At 65.5% G+C, this 14,683-nt stretch carries 19 protein-coding genes; 9 read left to right on the plus strand and 10 right to left on the minus strand.

Translation table 11 applies throughout. The features are described 5' to 3' along the window. Positions 1–226: 226 nt before the first annotated feature. Entirely contained in the window at positions 227–1,216 is a 990-nt protein-coding gene (locus tag AGI3411_RS09665; protein ID WP_129527156.1) for a tripartite tricarboxylate transporter substrate binding protein, read from the plus strand. Positions 1,217–1,378: 162 nt separating this feature from the next. Here the strand turns inward: AGI3411_RS09665 and AGI3411_RS09670 are convergent, their stop codons facing one another. Next, positions 1,379–1,795: an NUDIX domain-containing protein gene (locus AGI3411_RS09670; protein WP_279638347.1), complete on the minus strand. Its 417-nt coding sequence runs from the start codon at positions 1,793–1,795 to the stop codon at positions 1,379–1,381. A 349-nt stretch (positions 1,796–2,144) separates the two neighbouring features. Between AGI3411_RS09670 and AGI3411_RS09675 the strand changes: the two genes are divergently transcribed. After that, positions 2,145–2,534, plus strand: a complete 390-nt coding sequence (locus tag AGI3411_RS09675) for a YkvA family protein (protein WP_129527158.1) — start codon at positions 2,145–2,147, stop codon at positions 2,532–2,534. 32 nt (positions 2,535–2,566) lie between these two features. Here AGI3411_RS09675 and AGI3411_RS09680 read toward each other — a convergent pair whose 3' ends face one another. Then, positions 2,567–2,917 (minus strand): hypothetical protein, encoded by a 351-nt coding sequence (locus AGI3411_RS09680; RefSeq protein ID WP_129527159.1) that lies wholly within the window; start codon positions 2,915–2,917, stop codon positions 2,567–2,569. A gap of 200 nt (positions 2,918–3,117) precedes the next feature. Next, entirely contained in the window at positions 3,118–3,651 is a 534-nt protein-coding gene (locus AGI3411_RS09685; protein WP_129527160.1) for a DUF421 domain-containing protein, read from the minus strand. 116 nt (positions 3,652–3,767) lie between these two features. Here AGI3411_RS09685 and AGI3411_RS09690 point away from each other — a divergent pair, with 116 nt between their 5' ends. From AGI3411_RS09690 to AGI3411_RS09705, 4 genes are all read left to right on the plus strand, one after another. Further along, complete coding sequence (locus tag AGI3411_RS09690) at positions 3,768–3,947, plus strand: hypothetical protein (RefSeq protein ID WP_165359124.1); 180 nt, start codon at positions 3,768–3,770, stop codon at positions 3,945–3,947. Between the two features lie 116 nt (positions 3,948–4,063). Beyond that, positions 4,064–4,393, plus strand: a complete 330-nt coding sequence (locus AGI3411_RS09695; RefSeq protein ID WP_129527161.1) for a four-helix bundle copper-binding protein — start codon at positions 4,064–4,066, stop codon at positions 4,391–4,393. A 56-nt stretch (positions 4,394–4,449) separates the two neighbouring features. Next, positions 4,450–4,848, plus strand: a complete 399-nt coding sequence (locus AGI3411_RS09700) for a PRC-barrel domain-containing protein (protein ID WP_129527162.1) — start codon at positions 4,450–4,452, stop codon at positions 4,846–4,848. A 60-nt stretch (positions 4,849–4,908) separates the two neighbouring features. Next, the gene (locus AGI3411_RS09705; RefSeq protein ID WP_129527163.1) at positions 4,909–5,100 is read left to right on the plus strand and encodes a hypothetical protein; all 192 of its coding nucleotides are present in this window, start codon (positions 4,909–4,911) and stop codon (positions 5,098–5,100) included. A gap of 45 nt (positions 5,101–5,145) precedes the next feature. On the opposite strand, the gene AGI3411_RS09710 is transcribed toward AGI3411_RS09705, so the two are convergent. After that, a complete protein-coding gene (locus AGI3411_RS09710; RefSeq protein ID WP_129527164.1) occupies positions 5,146–5,379 on the minus strand; it encodes a DNA-3-methyladenine glycosylase in 234 nt (77 codons plus the stop codon). An 88-nt stretch (positions 5,380–5,467) separates the two neighbouring features. Continuing rightward, positions 5,468–6,028: a DUF4142 domain-containing protein gene (locus tag AGI3411_RS09715; protein ID WP_129527165.1), complete on the minus strand. Its 561-nt coding sequence runs from the start codon at positions 6,026–6,028 to the stop codon at positions 5,468–5,470. A gap of 384 nt (positions 6,029–6,412) precedes the next feature. Between AGI3411_RS09715 and AGI3411_RS09720 the strand changes: the two genes are divergently transcribed. Next, entirely contained in the window at positions 6,413–7,918 is a 1,506-nt protein-coding gene (locus tag AGI3411_RS09720) for a tripartite tricarboxylate transporter permease (protein ID WP_129527166.1), read from the plus strand. Positions 7,919–7,940: 22 nt separating this feature from the next. Here the strand turns inward: AGI3411_RS09720 and AGI3411_RS09725 are convergent, their stop codons facing one another. From AGI3411_RS09725 to AGI3411_RS09740, 4 genes are all read right to left on the minus strand, one after another. Continuing rightward, positions 7,941–8,633 (minus strand): 2OG-Fe(II) oxygenase, encoded by a 693-nt coding sequence (locus AGI3411_RS09725; RefSeq protein ID WP_129527276.1) that lies wholly within the window; start codon positions 8,631–8,633, stop codon positions 7,941–7,943. A gap of 64 nt (positions 8,634–8,697) precedes the next feature. Continuing rightward, on the minus strand, positions 8,698–9,420 hold the full coding sequence (locus tag AGI3411_RS09730) for a 2OG-Fe(II) oxygenase (RefSeq protein ID WP_129527167.1): 723 nt from the start codon (positions 9,418–9,420) through the stop codon (positions 8,698–8,700). 191 nt (positions 9,421–9,611) lie between these two features. Then, entirely contained in the window at positions 9,612–11,207 is a 1,596-nt protein-coding gene (gene ggt / locus AGI3411_RS09735) for a gamma-glutamyltransferase (protein ID WP_129527168.1), read from the minus strand. 24 nt (positions 11,208–11,231) lie between these two features. Next, positions 11,232–12,206, minus strand: coding sequence for a Bug family tripartite tricarboxylate transporter substrate binding protein (locus tag AGI3411_RS09740; RefSeq protein WP_129527169.1), 975 nt, complete (start codon positions 12,204–12,206; stop codon positions 11,232–11,234). Between the two features lie 172 nt (positions 12,207–12,378). Between AGI3411_RS09740 and AGI3411_RS09745 the strand changes: the two genes are divergently transcribed. Continuing rightward, the gene (locus AGI3411_RS09745; protein WP_129527170.1) at positions 12,379–13,035 is read left to right on the plus strand and encodes a GntR family transcriptional regulator; all 657 of its coding nucleotides are present in this window, start codon (positions 12,379–12,381) and stop codon (positions 13,033–13,035) included. A 52-nt stretch (positions 13,036–13,087) separates the two neighbouring features. Further along, positions 13,088–13,579: a cupin domain-containing protein gene (locus AGI3411_RS09750; RefSeq protein WP_129527171.1), complete on the plus strand. Its 492-nt coding sequence runs from the start codon at positions 13,088–13,090 to the stop codon at positions 13,577–13,579. Here AGI3411_RS09750 and AGI3411_RS09755 read toward each other — a convergent pair whose 3' ends face one another. Beyond that, on the minus strand, positions 13,580–14,479 hold the full coding sequence (locus AGI3411_RS09755) for a DMT family transporter (protein ID WP_129527277.1): 900 nt from the start codon (positions 14,477–14,479) through the stop codon (positions 13,580–13,582). Between the last annotated feature and the right edge of the window lie 204 nt (positions 14,480–14,683).

Below are 14,683 nucleotides of genomic sequence, written 5' to 3' on the forward strand. Positions count from 1 at the left end.
TCTGGGAACTGTACACGAGCCGATCAAATGGTCAGGGTGTTGTTTGCATCGGCGGGCCCGCGGGAGCCGGTCGATATGTCCGCCCATCTACGCGGCTTGCCCAGTGGCATCTTCCCGGCTTCCAATGAGGCATACTGCGCGACGCAGTCAGGCAGGCCTGGAACAGGCGCTGCCGTGGCAGCCGCATAACAGGGCCGCGCAGCGGCCGATCAAAGAGGAGAGACATATGGCGATGCTATCCGGCGCCAAGCTGGGCAGGGCGGTATTGGGGGCAATGTTGATGGCCGCGGCGTTTGCCGCATCGGTTTCCAGCGCGCACGCGGACGACTATCCCTCGCAGCCGATCAAGCTGATCGTGCCCTTTGCCGCCGGAGGCGGTAACGACGGGATCGCGCGCCTCCTTGGGCAGTTGCTGTCCGATGGCCTGAAGCAGCCCGTGGTAGTGGAGAACCGCCCCGGCGCGGGGGGCAAGCTGGGGGTAGAGCAGGGCCTGAGGTCGCCGCCCGATGGCTACACCCTGACCTTGATTTCCAATAGTTATTCGGTCAACCCCAGCTTGTACAAGCTGCCGTTCGATCCGGTGGAGGATATGACGCCGATCGGCATGATCGCGCGCGCGCCTTTCTTCGTGTCGGTCAATCCCGGCGTGCCGGTGGACAGCCTGGGCGATCTGGTGGCCCTGGCCAAGAAGAAGCCAGGCGGGCTGACCTATGCCTCGTCCGGCACGGGCGGGATTTCGCATCTGGCGATGGAGGCCTTCTTGAAGACGGCCGGTATTTCGATGGTCCACGTGCCTTATAAAGGGTCCGCGCCGGCCTTGACGGACACCGTTTCAGGCCAGGTCAATGCGATGCTGACCACGGCGGGCTCGACCCTGCCTTACCGAGAGGACAAGCGCCTGAAAGTATTGGCCGTGACCTTGCCGCAGCGGGTGTCCTCGGCGCCGGATATCCCGACGGTGCGCGAGGCAGGCGTTCCGTACGACGTGACGGTGTGGTACGGCATCATCGCGCCCAAGGGCGTTCCGCCGCAGGTGCAGGCCAAGCTCAATGCCGCGATCAATGCGGCCGTCGTGACGCCCGAGATGGCCGACCGTCTTAAGGCGACAGGCGAGGAAGCCGCGCCGGGCAGTCCGCAGGCCTTTCGCGATCAGATCGTCAAGGAGATCTCTGTGTGGGGCGATGTGGTACGCGAGGCGAGCGTAACCGTCAATTGATCGTCGCCGCCACGTCGGCCTGGGCCGAGGCGGCGGTCGCCGGCGGCCAGGCCCTGAAGGCCCACCGCGTCGGGGAGGGGCTTTTTCGGGGCATGGCAATCATCGGAAGCATTCAGCTAGCCCCGGAAAGGCGCCCAATCACAAGTCGATCCAGCAGCGGGCCTATTCCTCGCGTCGGGAGAAAGCTGATGCGCAACGATCCAGGTAGTAGCGTAGGGATGCCGAGATGGGGATGCTCTCGATTTCCTCTCGCCAAAAGAAGCCCGCGCCGGCGCCTTCTTTTACCAGGAATCTTCCCCAGTCCAACGGATGCAGGTAGTGCAGCAGCAGCGCTATCTGGGTGCTGGATTGCCGGGTACCAACATGGACGAAGTCGCCCGGGTTTGCGCTGACACCCAGTTCCTCGGCCAGCTCGCGGGCGGCGCATTCGTAAGGCCCCGCATCATCGGCGTCGATCGCTCCTCCCCACAATGACCAAACCAGAGGCGAGCTGGGGGCGTCGCCATCGCGCATTTGCAGAAGCGTTCTTCCGCATGTGTCCCGGATAAGAATGCTGACGCTGCGTAGCTGTGCTGACATAGGAATGGTAGGCGGGCAGTTGCCGATCGTTCGGGAGCGCTGGCTGTTCAAGAGGGCGGAGTCATGAAGTCAGTGACAGTTTATCTTCGCGGCTCGGCAGTGGGTCTGTCTGATTCAGAGTGTTTCCTTGCCCTGCGCAAGGCGGTGGGCACGCGGCATGCCGAGCGCGTGCAACGGGATAGGGGGCGCTACGGTGGATCGGTTGAAACCCGCTTAGAATCGTGGCGTCAGTCTCATGTTTGGTTATCGCCGGATTGGAAAAACTTCAAGTTATCAGTAGGTTACGGTGTGATGCCGCGGGCGTTTGCGCGCGTGTTTCGGGCAGGCTCCGCTTTTGCCGCCTTGTGCCATGAACTTCAATAGCACCCTGAAATCCTGGGCCAGGCGGATAAAGCGCGATGGCGTGACCCTGTGGTTCGCGGGCAAGCACCGCAGAACACCCTGGTACGCGAAGGCGTTGGGAGTTTTCGTGGTGGCCTACGCGCTCAGTCCGATCGATCTGATTCCGGATTTCATCCCAGTGCTCGGCTATATCGACGACGTCCTGCTGCTGCCCTGCCTGATCTGGCTGGCCATCAAACTGCTGCCGCCCGACGTCCTGGCGGAATGCCGCCTCCAGGCGGATGAATGGATGCGCGTCCGGGGCGCCAAGCCAAGCAGCAAAGCGGGGGCCGCCTTGATCGTGTTGCTGTGGATTGCGCTGGCGGCGGCCGCCTGGTGGTGGGTCTCGATAGGCTAGTCCCGGGCTTGCGGAACGTGCTGTGCAGCAGCCTATTTTGTGCCGCCGGTGTTCGGGTATCCGGGAGGGGGCGCGGCACCGCCGCCCGGCGTGGCCGGGACGTTGTCGTTGGCCTCCCGGTGGTGGCCGGGCTTTTCATTCATGTGCCTGTCCGACTTCGTCTGGCCGCGTGTGTCCAGATTGGGCGGGTTGGTCGGCGTGCCGGGGGCCGCGTTCGGCGCGGGCGGCTTCTGTCCGGGCGGCACAGGCTGGTTGGGCGGAACGGCGGTGCTGTCGTTCGGTGTGTTCGATGGCGAGGTCGACGGCGCGGATTGCGCAAGCGCCGTGGCTGACGCCAGCCCGGCCGACAGGGCCAATGCATAGGTGAAAGCTCGAATTTTCATGAATGCGCTCCTTTGTGGGAATGGCAGGCCTGATTCCGCAAGCCTCATGCCTGCTGCTTCCGAGTGACGCCGTATCGGTTCAGCCGGCATTGCCGTCGCGATAGCGGCGGGCCTGCCTGACGCCGCCGGGTCTCGGAAAAAAGTACCGACGGACGGAATATCTGCGCAGGGCGGCCCGGGAGCGCTCCGCGAAGCCGGCGCTAGCCGGACGGCTCGTCTTCTTCCAGCGTGGATGGGCCTTCGCCGATGCCGCGGGGGCTGCGAATCACGCTGAATTCTCCCGTTGCCTCCAGGTAGGCCCTGTCGACCTCCGCCAGGCTGGCCACACCCTTCAGCCGAAGTTGCTCCATCAGTTCGCTGCGGGTGATGTGTTCGCGCTTGAGGCCGCTGGCCAGGATGCGCCCAGACTTTACCAGGCAGACACGCTGCGGCTCGAGCACGCGGCGCAATGGGGGAATGTAGTAGCCCAGCCTGTCCAGCAGGTAACTCCAGCCGACGATGGTGGCGACGACGATGACGCCATCGCCCAGCGAATACGAATCGCCAGACATCGCGTTGCCGGCCGCGTCTGCCACCAGGACCAGCACCAGCATGTCAGCCATACCCAGGGATCCCATGTCGCGCCTGCCGGAAATCCGCAACAAGGCGTACAGCACCCAATACATGGTGGTGCCGCGGATCATCATTTCGGCGGCGCCCGCCTGCAGCGCGAAGATTTCGACGAGTTTGTCCATGGAAAACGCCAAGCAAGTGGCATGCCGTGCCCGCCCTGATTCTCCTGGGCTTTTGTGGCTGGCAGGCATGCCGCTTGCTAAGGGAAAAGCATCCGGTCCATCCAAGGATGCCTCACATGAAATCCAAAGAAAGCAAGCCGAATCCTTCCGCGGACGATACCGCCCGCGAAACCCAGACCAGTCACCGCGACGTGCAGAACCGAACCAAGAAGGAAGGTCACGTCAGCCAAATCGGCACCGGACAGGACCAGCAGAGTCAGCGCAACCGCGGCGGCGGCGCGCGCAGCAAGGGCTGAACGGGGTTCAGCTGCGCGCGGGGCCTGTCGCTGTGCGGTCTCGCTGGACCGGTTTGTCTGGGCATGGCGCTTGCTGGAAGGGGCGTTTGAATCCCATATCCGACAAGGAGCGTGTGATGCCTGAGACCGATGAAGACATGGAGGCGTGCATCAGCCAGTGCCTTGGCTGTTACCGGAATTGCTTGCAGACTGCCTCGCAACACTGCCTCGAAGCGGGAGGAAAGCACATAGAGCCGGAGCATTTCCGGCTGATGATGGCTTGCGCGGAAATCTGCAGAACGACCGCGCACACGATGCTGATCGGCGTGGCAATCCACGGCCGGGTCTGCGCAGCATGTGCCGACATGTGCCGTGCATGCGCCGAAAGCTGTACCGGCCTGCACGGCATGGCCGAGTGTGAGGAAGCTTGCCGGCGATGCGCGCAGGCATGCGAAAAGATGGCGTAGCGAAAACGCCTGAATCGCAGTTCAAGGTGGGGATCGGCCCCGCACAGGAGAAATGCATGGAGCACCAAACCAATATCGTTGGCGGCCCGAAGGCATCGGCCACCGGCCCCGGCCCCGAAATCATGGCGGCGGACACCCTGGAAGGAAACGACGTCTATAACGCGGCAGGAGAGGAGCTGGGATCCATTCAGGACATCATGATCGACGTGCCTCGCGGCCGCGTTGCCTACGCGGTGCTGTCGCGTGGCGGCATTCTGGGCATGGGAGACAAGCTGCACGCCATTCCCTGGCACGCCTTGACCCTGGACACGGATCGCAAGTGCTTCATTCTCAACGTGGACAAGGAAGCCCTGAAAAACGCGCCGGGATTCGACAAGGACGATTGGCCCAGGATGGCGGACGAAAGCTGGGCCCGGGATCTGCACAAGTACTACAACCAGGATCCGTACTGGTAAGCCACCCCGCGCCCCGCCTGGCACCATAGGGCGGGGCCCAGTTTTCGGAGGAGAGTCGTCATGGAAAAATTCAATCACAATGCGACGGTGAAGCCTGCCGGTGAATTGAGCGAGGGCGAACTCAGGGCGCGGCGCACGCTCGAGGCCGCGCGGCGGCTGATGGACCCTGAGTCGGAAGCGCCGGTTTCGTCGGTCGAGGCGGAATTGAAGCAGTATGTGAAGCAGGCATACCGCCGGCATTTTTACCTTTGAGCGGCCAGGGCCTGTGCGCACTGACTGGTGCTTCGCACAAGCCCGCTAGCGGGGAGGCTCATCCCAGATCGACGCGCGCCGGTACTGCTCGGCGCGCGCCAAGGTGCGATAGAAATCCGCACCCGCCTGGATCAGGCTCTCCATCTCCTCCTTCCGGAGTTTGGGCTCAAGCGCGGTCAGGCATTCCGCGTAGTTGGCCAGCACTTCGGGCCAATCATGAAAGCTTCGGTCGACCGCCGGCGTGGCGATCATCTGGGCCAGTAGTTCCTCTCGATCCATATGCGTGCCCCGCAATTTCCGGTTGGCTCCTGTGCGCCTGCAGCCCGCGCGTCAGTCGCTCTCCATGACATCCTCCAGGGCCTGGCGCTCATTTTTTCGCCGCGTCGGCCCGTTGTTGCAGGCCTTGCGCCATCTCGAGGTGCTGCTGAAGGACGGGTAACGTCTGTATGGCGAATTGCTTGACGTCGGGGTCCTTGACGTCGTTCGAGGCTTCCTGGAACAGCTTGACCGCGTCCTGGTGCGCGGATACGCCGATTTCATCGATGTAGGCCTTGTCGAAGCTGTCGTCCCGCAGCCCCAGCGCCTTCAACTTCGCCTGCTGCACCAAGGACGGTTCTGTCGGCGCCTCGTATCCTTTGCTTTTTGCCAGCGATGCCAGTTGCTGGCCGGCTTTTCCATGATCGTCGATGATCTTCTGGGCAAAGGCTTTCACGTCCGGGTCCCGGGCCTTTTCAAGGGCGAGCTTGCTGCCCGCGATCTCCATGTTGCCGGCTTGCGCCGCGTTTTCCACGAAATCGCGGTCGGCGCTATCCAGTTTTGCTTCGGACGCCATGGGGGGCGCGGCCGGCGCGGCCTGCGCCTGGACCGCCTGGGCCGCGGCCAGCGTCAGCGAGGCGAGAAGGATGCCGGTCAGGTGACGGGTTTTCATGGGAACCTCCTGTAAAGGGCGCAGGGCGCCGTTGAAAACGGGGTGTTCGGTCCCTGTCAGCAATCGCCGTTCCTGCCTGCCGCTCGGCGAGGCTTCGCGGCGCCCGCCGGATCGGCGTTGCGTCGGTCTAGCGGCCGTTGCGCACCGGATCGGGCCGGCCGGATTCGCCGACCCCGGCGTCGGGAAGGGGGGATGCGGATGTACGCGGCATGAAGGTCCTCCGGATGGGCGCGATGACGGGTTCCGCGCAGCAAACGGCGTGCCGCGCATCGGTGCCGCCGGGTGCCGCCATACTCGCCCGCTTGGTAAAAACCCGGGTTCCCCCGTCTTTTATGTCGCATTACGATCTATTTAAAAATGGTTCGGACAAGAAAAGGAGCGGGGATGGAACTGTTAGATAACCTCATGTTGGGGTTCTCGGTCGCGTTTACGCCGGAAAACCTGCTGTATGCGCTGCTGGGCTGCGTGCTGGGCACGCTGGTGGGCGTGCTGCCGGGTTTGGGGCCGGTGCCCACGATCGCGATGCTGCTGCCGATCACTTATGTGTTGCCGCCGGTGGCCGGCCTGATCATGCTGGCCGGTATTTACTATGGCACGCAGTACGGCGGGTCGACCACGGCCATCCTGGTCAACCTGCCAGGGGAAACGTCCGCCGTGGTTACCGTGCTGGACGGCCATCAAATGGCGCGCAACGGGCGCGGGGGCGCGGCGTTGTCGCTGGCCGCTATCGGTTCCTTCTTCGCCGGCACCGTGGCCACGATGCTCATCGCGGCGTTCGCGCCGCCGTTGGCCGAGGTTGCGTTCAAGTTCGGCCCGGCGGAGTACTTCTCGCTGATGACGCTGGGCCTGGTCGGCGCGGTGGTGCTGGCTTCGGGCTCCCTGGTCAAGGCGATCTGCATGATCCTGCTCGGACTGCTGCTGGGGCTGGTCGGCACGGACGTCAATTCCGGCGTGGCCCGCTATGACTTCGGCATTCCGGAGCTGCAGGACGGCATCAACTTCGCCATCGTCGCCATGGGGGTCTTCGGTTTCGCCGAGATCATGAGCAATCTTGAACTGAAGGACAAGCGCGTCGAGATCACGGACAAGGTGGGCTCGCTGTATCCGAACAAGCAAGAGATGCGCGAGGCGGCGCCCGCCATCGTGCGCGGCACCGCGGTTGGGTCAATGCTGGGCATCCTGCCGGGCGGCGGCTCCGTGCTCTCTGCCTTTGCCTCGTATACGCTCGAGAAGAAGATATCGAGGGAGCCGGAGCGCTTCGGCAAGGGCCATCCGGCGGGCCTGGCGGGGCCTGAATCCGCCAACAACGCGGGCGCCCAGGCCTCGTTCATTCCGCTGCTGACGCTGGGGATTCCGGGCAATGCCGTCATGGCGCTGATGGTCGGCGCCATGACCATCCACAACATCCAGCCGGGTCCGCAAGTCATGACCAGCCACCCCGACCTGTTCTGGGGCCTGGTCGCATCGATGTGGATCGGCAACCTGATGCTGGTCATACTCAACCTGCCGCTCGTCGGGCTCTGGGTCAAGCTGCTGAAGGTTCCCTACCGCATCCTGTTCCCGGCGATCCTGGTGTTCTGCACGATCGGCGTGTATTCGCTGAACTACAACACCTTCGACCTCTACATGACCGCCTTCTTCGGCGTGGTGGGCTACATCTGGAGCAAGTTGCGCTGCGAAGGCGCGCCGCTGCTGCTCGGCCTGGTCCTCGGTCCCATGATGGAAGAGAATTTTCGCCGGGCCCTGCTGCTGTCGCGCGGCGACTTCACGACCTTCGTGGAGCGGCCGCTCTCCGCCTCGCTGCTGGGCGCGGCGGTGGTGCTCGTCGTGCTGGTGGCGCTGCCGAATATCCGCAAGAAGCGCGAAGAGGCGTTCGTCGAAGAGGACTGAGGCGCGAAATTGCGCCAGCCATCTAGGGCGCGTCGTGGAAGGATAATTCCAGCCCGACGCGCTTGCCGCTGCGCACGCGGCTGATGGCGTGCTTCAGATTGGCGCGGTAATCGCCGCTGGCGCCGCGCACAGGCCGGTGCGCGGTGGCGATGAGGGCGGCGTCGCCGAGCCGCAAGGGCAGCACCATGGGCCGCGACTGCATGCGCGGGCGCTGCTCGGTCATGACGAACTCGCCGCCCGTGAAGTCCTCGCCGGGTTCGGACAGCAGGGCGATCAATTGCAGGGGAAACACGTGTTCGCCATCGTTGCGCTGGTGCAGCGCCACGTAGCCGTCTTCGTCCAGCTGATTGAGATGCGACAGCGCATGCGCCTGGCCGGCCTGTTGGCCTCGCTGCAGAAATCCGGCCAGCTCGCCGGGGTAGCGATAAGCGGAATCCAGCCGCGCGCTCCAGGCGTTGGCGATGGGAGCGAGATGGCGGTAGAGGGCCTCGCGCCACGCCGCCAGGGGCGCAGGCAGTTCGGCAGGCAGGTAATGGAGGCCGCCCTGGCCCAATCGGCCGCTTGCCAATGGCGCGCGCCGGAGACCGGTGGCCAGCCGCCCCAGCGCGCGCGCCTGTTCCGCGGCCAGCCATCGCGGCAGGAGGGCATAGCCCTCCGCGTCGAGCCGCGCGGCGATGGCGGGCCAGTCCAGGCGGTCGATGATGGGCGCGTCCATGTCCACGAGGATCGGGCTTTCGGCGCGGGAGGCGGGCTCCAGGAACAGGTCGGCCTGCATGGTGTCAGCGCGCGTCATGGAAGATCACGCCCAACGTATGCCGGTGCCCGCTGAGGAGCCGGCTGACGCCATGGCGCATTGCGACTTTGCGCATGCCGCTTCGCCTGCCCGGGGCGGGGCGTTGATTCACGGTGAACACCAGGGCGTCGCCCTGGCGCAACGGCAGCACTTGCGCTATCTGCTCGCCCGAGGAGGTTTCCGTCATGACGAATTCCCCGCCGGTAAAGTCCCTTCCCGGTTCGGACAGGAGGATGGCGGTCTGCAAGGGAAACATGTGGTCGCCGTACAAATCCTGGTGCAGGCAGTTGTAGTCGCCTTCGTGATATTCGAGGATCAGGGGCGTGGGGCGACGCTGGCCGGCGAGGTGGCAGCGCGCCAGGAACGCATCCAGCGTACCGGGGTATTGCAGGTCCATGCCCAGCTCGCGGTTCCAGCGATTGGCGAGCGGCGCGAGACGGGCATAGAGCGCGTGGCGCAGGGTGTCGATCAACGCGGGAAGCGGGTAGGAAAAATACTTGTACTCGCCGCGGCCGAAGCCGTGACGTGCCATGACGACGCGGGAACGGTAGCAATCTTCGCGCGGGTACAGCGCCGCCAGCGCGCGGCATTGCGCGGGGTTGAGCAGTTCGGGCAGCAGGGCGTTGCCATGGCGGTCGAGCGACCGGCCGATGGCTTCCCAATCCCGCTCCTCGATACTGTGCATGGCGGGAGAAACGCTGGATTTCATGGTCTTTTACCGGATACTCGTGGGTACGGATCCAGTGTAGATCGCGAACGCCCGCGTGGGACTCCGCTTCTTGCCATGGTGGATGCTCGGCACGAGCAGGGCCATCCGCATTCGCCGGGCGGCGTAAAGGACGGACAGGATCCGGCCGTCTGACGACGGTCCGGCCCGGCGCGTGCCGGACCGGCCTTGCCTCAGAAACCGACGGCTTGGCCGTCCCGGCGCGAATCCGACGCGGCCACGTAGCCGCCCTGGGGCAGGCGGCAGATCAGTTGCGCGGAGCCGAATTCCAGGCTGTCGGCGGGCGCCACCGCGACATTGTGGCCGCGGGCGCGCAAGGCATCGACCACATCCGCGGGCAAGTGCGATTCCACGTTCACGACCGGGCCCTTTTCCACGCGGAAGCGTGGGGCATCGCTCATGGCCTGCGGGTTCTGGCCGAACGCCGCAAGGCGCGTGACCATCTGCATGTGCCCTTGCGCCTGCATCGAGCCGCCCATGACGCCAAATGACATCAAGGGCTGGCCGCCGCGCGTGACGAACGCGGGGATGATGGTGTGCATCGGCTTCTTGCGCGGCGCGACCTGATTGACGTGGCCGGGCGTGAGCACGAAATTGAGGCCGCGGTTGTGCAGGCTGATGCCGGTGTCCGGCACGACGACGCCGGAGCCGAAGCCGTGGTAGTTGGACTGGATGAAAGACACCATGGTGCCATCGGCGTCGGCCGCGGTCAGGTACACCGTGCCGCCGGTGGCCGGCGTGCCCGCCACCGGCACGCTGGCGCGGTCCATGGAGATCTGGCGCGCGCGTTCGGCCAGGTAGGAACGGTCCAGCAACGCGTTGGCGTCGGTGCGCATGTGGCGCGGATCGGCGACGTGATGGTGCAGGTCGGCGAAGGCCAGCTTCATGGCTTCGATGCTGACGTGGTAGTAGTCGGCGCTGTCGCGGCCCATGCTCTCCAGGTCGAATTGCTCCAGCATGCCCAGCGCCATCAGCGCCGAAATGCCCTGGCCGTTCGGCGGGATCTCGTGCAGCTCGTAGCCGCGGAACGACTGGGAGATGGGCGTAACCCATTCGGCGCGGTGTTCCGCCAGGTCCGCGGCGCTGAGCGCGCCGCCGGTCTGGCTGGCGAAGTCCGAGATCTTGCGGGCGAGTTCGCCACGGTAGAAGCTTTCGCCGCCGCTTTCGGCGATGTCACGCAGCGTCTTGCCTTGCGCCGGGAAACGCCACCACTCGCCGGCCTGCGGGGCACGGCCCTGCGGCAGGAAGGCGGCGGAAAAGCCCGGTTCCTGCGCCAGCTTGGGCGCCTGGGTGGCCCATTGGCGGGCGATGGTGGGCGACACCGCAAAGCCCTCTTCAGCGTAGGCGATGGCGGGTTCGAACAGCTTGGCGAAAGGCAGTTTGCCGAAGCGGTCGGACAAGGCCTTCCAGCCGGCCACCTGGCCCGGCACGGTGACCGTTCCCCAGCCGGTGGCGGGCATCGCGTCGCGGCCGCCGAAGTATTCCGGGGTCCACGCGGCGGGCGCGCAGCCGCTGGAATTCAGGCCATGCAGGCGGCCGTCGTGCCAGACCAGCGCGAACATGTCGCCGCCGATGCCGTTCATGACGGGCTCGAGCACCGTCAGCGCGATCGCGGTTGCGATAGCGCTGTCGACCGCGTTGCCGCCGGCCAGCAGCATGCGCAGGCCGGCCTGCGCCGCCAGGGGCTGGCTGGTCGCGACCGCGTTGGCGGCCAGGACCGGCATTTTTTTGGAGGCGTAGGGAAAAGACCAATCGAAGGGGGAGGACATGGGTACTGGAGCTCGTCGGGAAAATTACTGCGGGGTGATGCCGGCCTGGTCGATCAGCTGCTTGGTGCGCGGGATTTCGGCCTTGATGAAGGCTGCGAATTCTTCGCGGCTGCCGCCACGGGGCTCGGCGCCGGTTTCCGCCAGCTTACTGCGCAGCGCGGGATCGGCAAGCACTTTGTTGACCGCGCGGTTGAGCTTGTCGAGCACCGGGGCGGGCGTGCCTTCGGGCGCCACCAGGCCGTACCAGGGCGCGATGTCGTAGCCGGCGTAGCCCTGTTCAGCGATCGTGGGGATGTCGGGCGCCAGCGCCGAACGTTTGGAATTGGACATGCCCAGCGCCAGCAGCGCGCCGCTCTTGGCTTGCGGCAGCCCCGTCATGATGGTGTCGAAGTACATCGACACCTGGCCGCTCAGCAGCGCGGGGATAGCCTCGCCCGCGCCCTTGTAGGGCACGTGCAGGATATCGATGCCGGCCACGGACTTGAGCATTTCGCCGGCCATGTGCGAGGTGGTGCCGGTGCCGAACGAGGCATAGGTGAGCTTGCCAGGATTGGCGCGGGCGTAGGCGACCATTTCCGGCAGTGTCTTGAAGGGTTGTGACGGATTGGCCAGCAGGATGTTGGGCGTGTAGGCCACCATCGATACCAGCTCGAAGGCGTCGGGGTCGTAGGCCAGGCGCTTTTGCAGATAGCGGTTGGTCACGATGGCGGCCGGGCCGCCCATCAGCAGCGTGTAGCCGTCCGGCGCGGAGCGCGCGACCGAGGCGCTGCCGATGGCGGCGGCGGCGCCCGGGCGCGCCTCCACGACAAAGGGCTGGCCCAGTTCCGTCGACAGCGCCGCGCCCAGCTGGCGCGAGATCAAATCGGTTGCGGAGCCGGCCTGGAAGGGCACGACGATGCGTACGGGATGCTGCGGCCAATCGGTGGCCTGGGCGCCGGCCTGGGCCGCGAAGGCCAAGGCGGCGGCGCCTGCGAGCGCCTGGATGAAACGGAACTTCATGGATTCCCCTTGATCGCGTTATGGAAAGCGTGGGGAGGATTAGACGCAAAGCGTGGCCCGGCAACCATTAGTATTTGCATTCATGGATCACTGGATCCAATTTGTGTTATTTTTACATTTATCTATCATGGCGGCTTCCTTAATGTGAGCTGGCCCTAGCGTTGGGACGACGATGCTGCAATTTCAGAAGACAGCGATGAGCGCCGAAGACGAGGCATACCTGCATCTGCAGCGGGAGATCCGGCTTGGGCGCTACGCGCCCGGCCAGCGCCTGGTGCCCGAGGTCGTGGCCGCCGAGATCGGCACCAGCCGCATGCCGGTGCGGGGCGCGCTGCGCCGTCTGGCCTCCGAAGGTCTGGTCGAAATCCGTGCCAACCGCGGCGCGGTGGTGCGGGGCCTGAACCAGCAGGAAATGCTGGAAGTGTTTGAAATGCGCTCGGTGCTGGAAGGCCTGGCCATGCGCAACGCGGTGCTGCATATGAATGCCGAGCACATCCGCCGCCTGTCGAACTCTCTGGAATTGCTGGAGCAGGGGCCAGGCGAGGACCTGGACTGGACGACCGCGCACCGCGAATTCCATGAATACCTCTGTAGTTTCTGCCAGCAGCCGCGCCTGCTGCGCCAGCTGTCCGAACTGCATTCCGTCGTCGAACCCTATATGCGCCTGTGGGCGGCCCAGCCCGGACGTGTGCTGCGCGTGCGCGAATCGCACCAGGAACTGATCGACGCTTTGCGCACGCGCGACCCGGGGCGCTGCGAAGCGGCAATGCGGCAACACGTGCTGAATACCGTGCCCGCCCTGCAGGCATTCCTGGAGCAGGCGGGCTAGGGCAGGCAGCCTTGCTTTAGACTGGGGCCATCGCATCGAGCCGAGCCCCGCCATGACCGAATCCGCCGCCACCCTGATCCGCCGCTTGGACCTGTTGCCGCACCCTGAAGGCGGCCACTACCGCGAAACTTATCGGTCAGCCGACGCCGTGGTGCGCGCCGACGGCGCACGCCGGGCGGCCAGCACCGCCATCTATTACCTGTTGTGCGACGGCGCCTGGTCCACTTGGCACCGCATCCGCGCCGACGAGCTTTGGCATTTCCATGCCGGTTCGCCGCTGCATGTCCATGTGCTGGCGCCTGGCGGCGGCTACCAGTGCCTGCGGCTGGGCAACACGCTGGAGGACGCGGGCGCCGAGTTCCAGGCCGTCGTGGCGGCCGGCAGTTGGTTCGCCGCCGAGCTGGCCGAACCGGACGGCTATGCGCTGGCCGGCTGCACCGTCGCGCCCGGCTTCGAATTCAGTGAGTTCGAGCTGGCCGACGCCAGCGAGCTTCGGCGCCAATATCCCGGGCAGGCCGACCTGATCGCGCGCCTGGCGCGCTAGTCAGCCGGCGCCTTCCGTGCCCGGCGCGGCGGTCCGCGGCTTTTTCCTGCGGGAGAACTTGGCCTCGCTGGCGAGGACGCCGGCGACGATGAGGCCGGCGCCTACCAGCGCAAGCGCCGGCAGCCGGTCGCCGGCCAGGCGTCCCACGATGCCTCCCCACACGGGTTCGCCCGCGTAGATGACGGTGGCTCGCGTGGGCGAGACGGACTTCTGCGCCCAGTTCATGGTCAGCTGGATGATGGCGCTGGCCAGCCCCAGGCCGATGGCCGCGCCGGCCCACAGCCACGAGAACGCGGGCACGGATTCCCCCATGAGCGGCATCAGGGCGAAAGAGATCAGGCCCGCCGTCAGCAGCTGCACGGCGGTGACGCGGCGGCTGTCCACCGACTTGGCGAACAGGCCGATCAGGATGATTTCAGCGGCGATGGCGGCCGCCCCGGCCAGCGTCGCGGCTTCGCCCGCGCTGAAGCTCAGGGCGCCGGCCTGCGGGCCGGCCAGCAGGATCAGGCCGGTGAAGGCCAGCGCCACGCCCACCCAGCTCATCAGGCCGGGCGGCTTCTTCAATACGGCCCATTGCAGCAACGGCACGATGGGTACGTACAGCGCGGTGATGAAGGCCGACTGGCTGCTGGAGATGGTCTGCAATCCGTAGGTCTGCAGGAAGTAGCCCAGGAACAAGGCGCTGCCGATGGCGATGCCGGCGCCGATCTCGCGGCGGGTAATCGCCGCCATGCGCTTGCGGAACAGCAGCAGCGCCATGCCGCCCGCGATGGTGAAGCGCACGCCTACGAAGAACAGCGGTCCGCTATGCTGCATGGCGATATGGATGATGAGGAAGGTGCTTCCCCACAGCATGGTGACCAGCACCAGGGCGATTTCCTGGCGCGACAGGGCGAACATCGATGTCTTGGGTGTCACGGCTTGTTTCGAGTGCTACGAGTGTGGGCAATATACTGCGCCGCGCCAGCCTGGGTGGCCGTTCACCGAACAGGTTTTGGCGGCCTCCCTCTTTTCCGCATATAGCGGGGAGTAATATGACGCGTCCGGCGGTCGGTGGCCGCCGGAAAAAAAGCCGATTCGCGTCTTGTCCTTCCCGCTTGCCGT

The sequence above is a fragment of the Achromobacter agilis genome, assembly GCF_900496965.1.
Taxonomy (GTDB): domain Bacteria; phylum Pseudomonadota; class Gammaproteobacteria; order Burkholderiales; family Burkholderiaceae_B; genus Achromobacter; species Achromobacter agilis.

What these genes read in the sequence shown, in the direction of transcription:
- AGI3411_RS09665 (WP_129527156.1), top strand. Translation starts at nt 227, where the DNA reads ATGGCGATGCTATCCGGCGCCAAGCTGGGCAGGGCGGTATTGGGGGCA.
- AGI3411_RS09670 (WP_279638347.1), bottom strand. Translation starts at nt 1,795, where the DNA reads ATGTCAGCACAGCTACGCAGCGTCAGCATTCTTATCCGGGACACATGC.
- AGI3411_RS09675 (WP_129527158.1), top strand. Translation starts at nt 2,145, where the DNA reads ATGAACTTCAATAGCACCCTGAAATCCTGGGCCAGGCGGATAAAGCGC.
- AGI3411_RS09680 (WP_129527159.1), bottom strand. Translation starts at nt 2,917, where the DNA reads ATGAAAATTCGAGCTTTCACCTATGCATTGGCCCTGTCGGCCGGGCTG.
- AGI3411_RS09685 (WP_129527160.1), bottom strand. Translation starts at nt 3,651, where the DNA reads ATGGACAAACTCGTCGAAATCTTCGCGCTGCAGGCGGGCGCCGCCGAA.
- AGI3411_RS09690 (WP_165359124.1), top strand. Translation starts at nt 3,768, where the DNA reads ATGAAATCCAAAGAAAGCAAGCCGAATCCTTCCGCGGACGATACCGCC.
- AGI3411_RS09695 (WP_129527161.1), top strand. Translation starts at nt 4,064, where the DNA reads ATGCCTGAGACCGATGAAGACATGGAGGCGTGCATCAGCCAGTGCCTT.
- AGI3411_RS09700 (WP_129527162.1), top strand. Translation starts at nt 4,450, where the DNA reads ATGGAGCACCAAACCAATATCGTTGGCGGCCCGAAGGCATCGGCCACC.
- AGI3411_RS09705 (WP_129527163.1), top strand. Translation starts at nt 4,909, where the DNA reads ATGGAAAAATTCAATCACAATGCGACGGTGAAGCCTGCCGGTGAATTG.
- AGI3411_RS09710 (WP_129527164.1), bottom strand. Translation starts at nt 5,379, where the DNA reads ATGGATCGAGAGGAACTACTGGCCCAGATGATCGCCACGCCGGCGGTC.
- AGI3411_RS09715 (WP_129527165.1), bottom strand. Translation starts at nt 6,028, where the DNA reads ATGAAAACCCGTCACCTGACCGGCATCCTTCTCGCCTCGCTGACGCTG.
- AGI3411_RS09720 (WP_129527166.1), top strand. Translation starts at nt 6,413, where the DNA reads ATGGAACTGTTAGATAACCTCATGTTGGGGTTCTCGGTCGCGTTTACG.
- AGI3411_RS09725 (WP_129527276.1), bottom strand. Translation starts at nt 8,633, where the DNA reads ATGGACGCGCCCATCATCGACCGCCTGGACTGGCCCGCCATCGCCGCG.
- AGI3411_RS09730 (WP_129527167.1), bottom strand. Translation starts at nt 9,420, where the DNA reads ATGAAATCCAGCGTTTCTCCCGCCATGCACAGTATCGAGGAGCGGGAT.
- ggt (WP_129527168.1), bottom strand. Translation starts at nt 11,207, where the DNA reads ATGTCCTCCCCCTTCGATTGGTCTTTTCCCTACGCCTCCAAAAAAATG.
- AGI3411_RS09740 (WP_129527169.1), bottom strand. Translation starts at nt 12,206, where the DNA reads ATGAAGTTCCGTTTCATCCAGGCGCTCGCAGGCGCCGCCGCCTTGGCC.
- AGI3411_RS09745 (WP_129527170.1), top strand. Translation starts at nt 12,379, where the DNA reads ATGCTGCAATTTCAGAAGACAGCGATGAGCGCCGAAGACGAGGCATAC.
- AGI3411_RS09750 (WP_129527171.1), top strand. Translation starts at nt 13,088, where the DNA reads ATGACCGAATCCGCCGCCACCCTGATCCGCCGCTTGGACCTGTTGCCG.
- AGI3411_RS09755 (WP_129527277.1), bottom strand. Translation starts at nt 14,479, where the DNA reads ATGTTCGCCCTGTCGCGCCAGGAAATCGCCCTGGTGCTGGTCACCATG.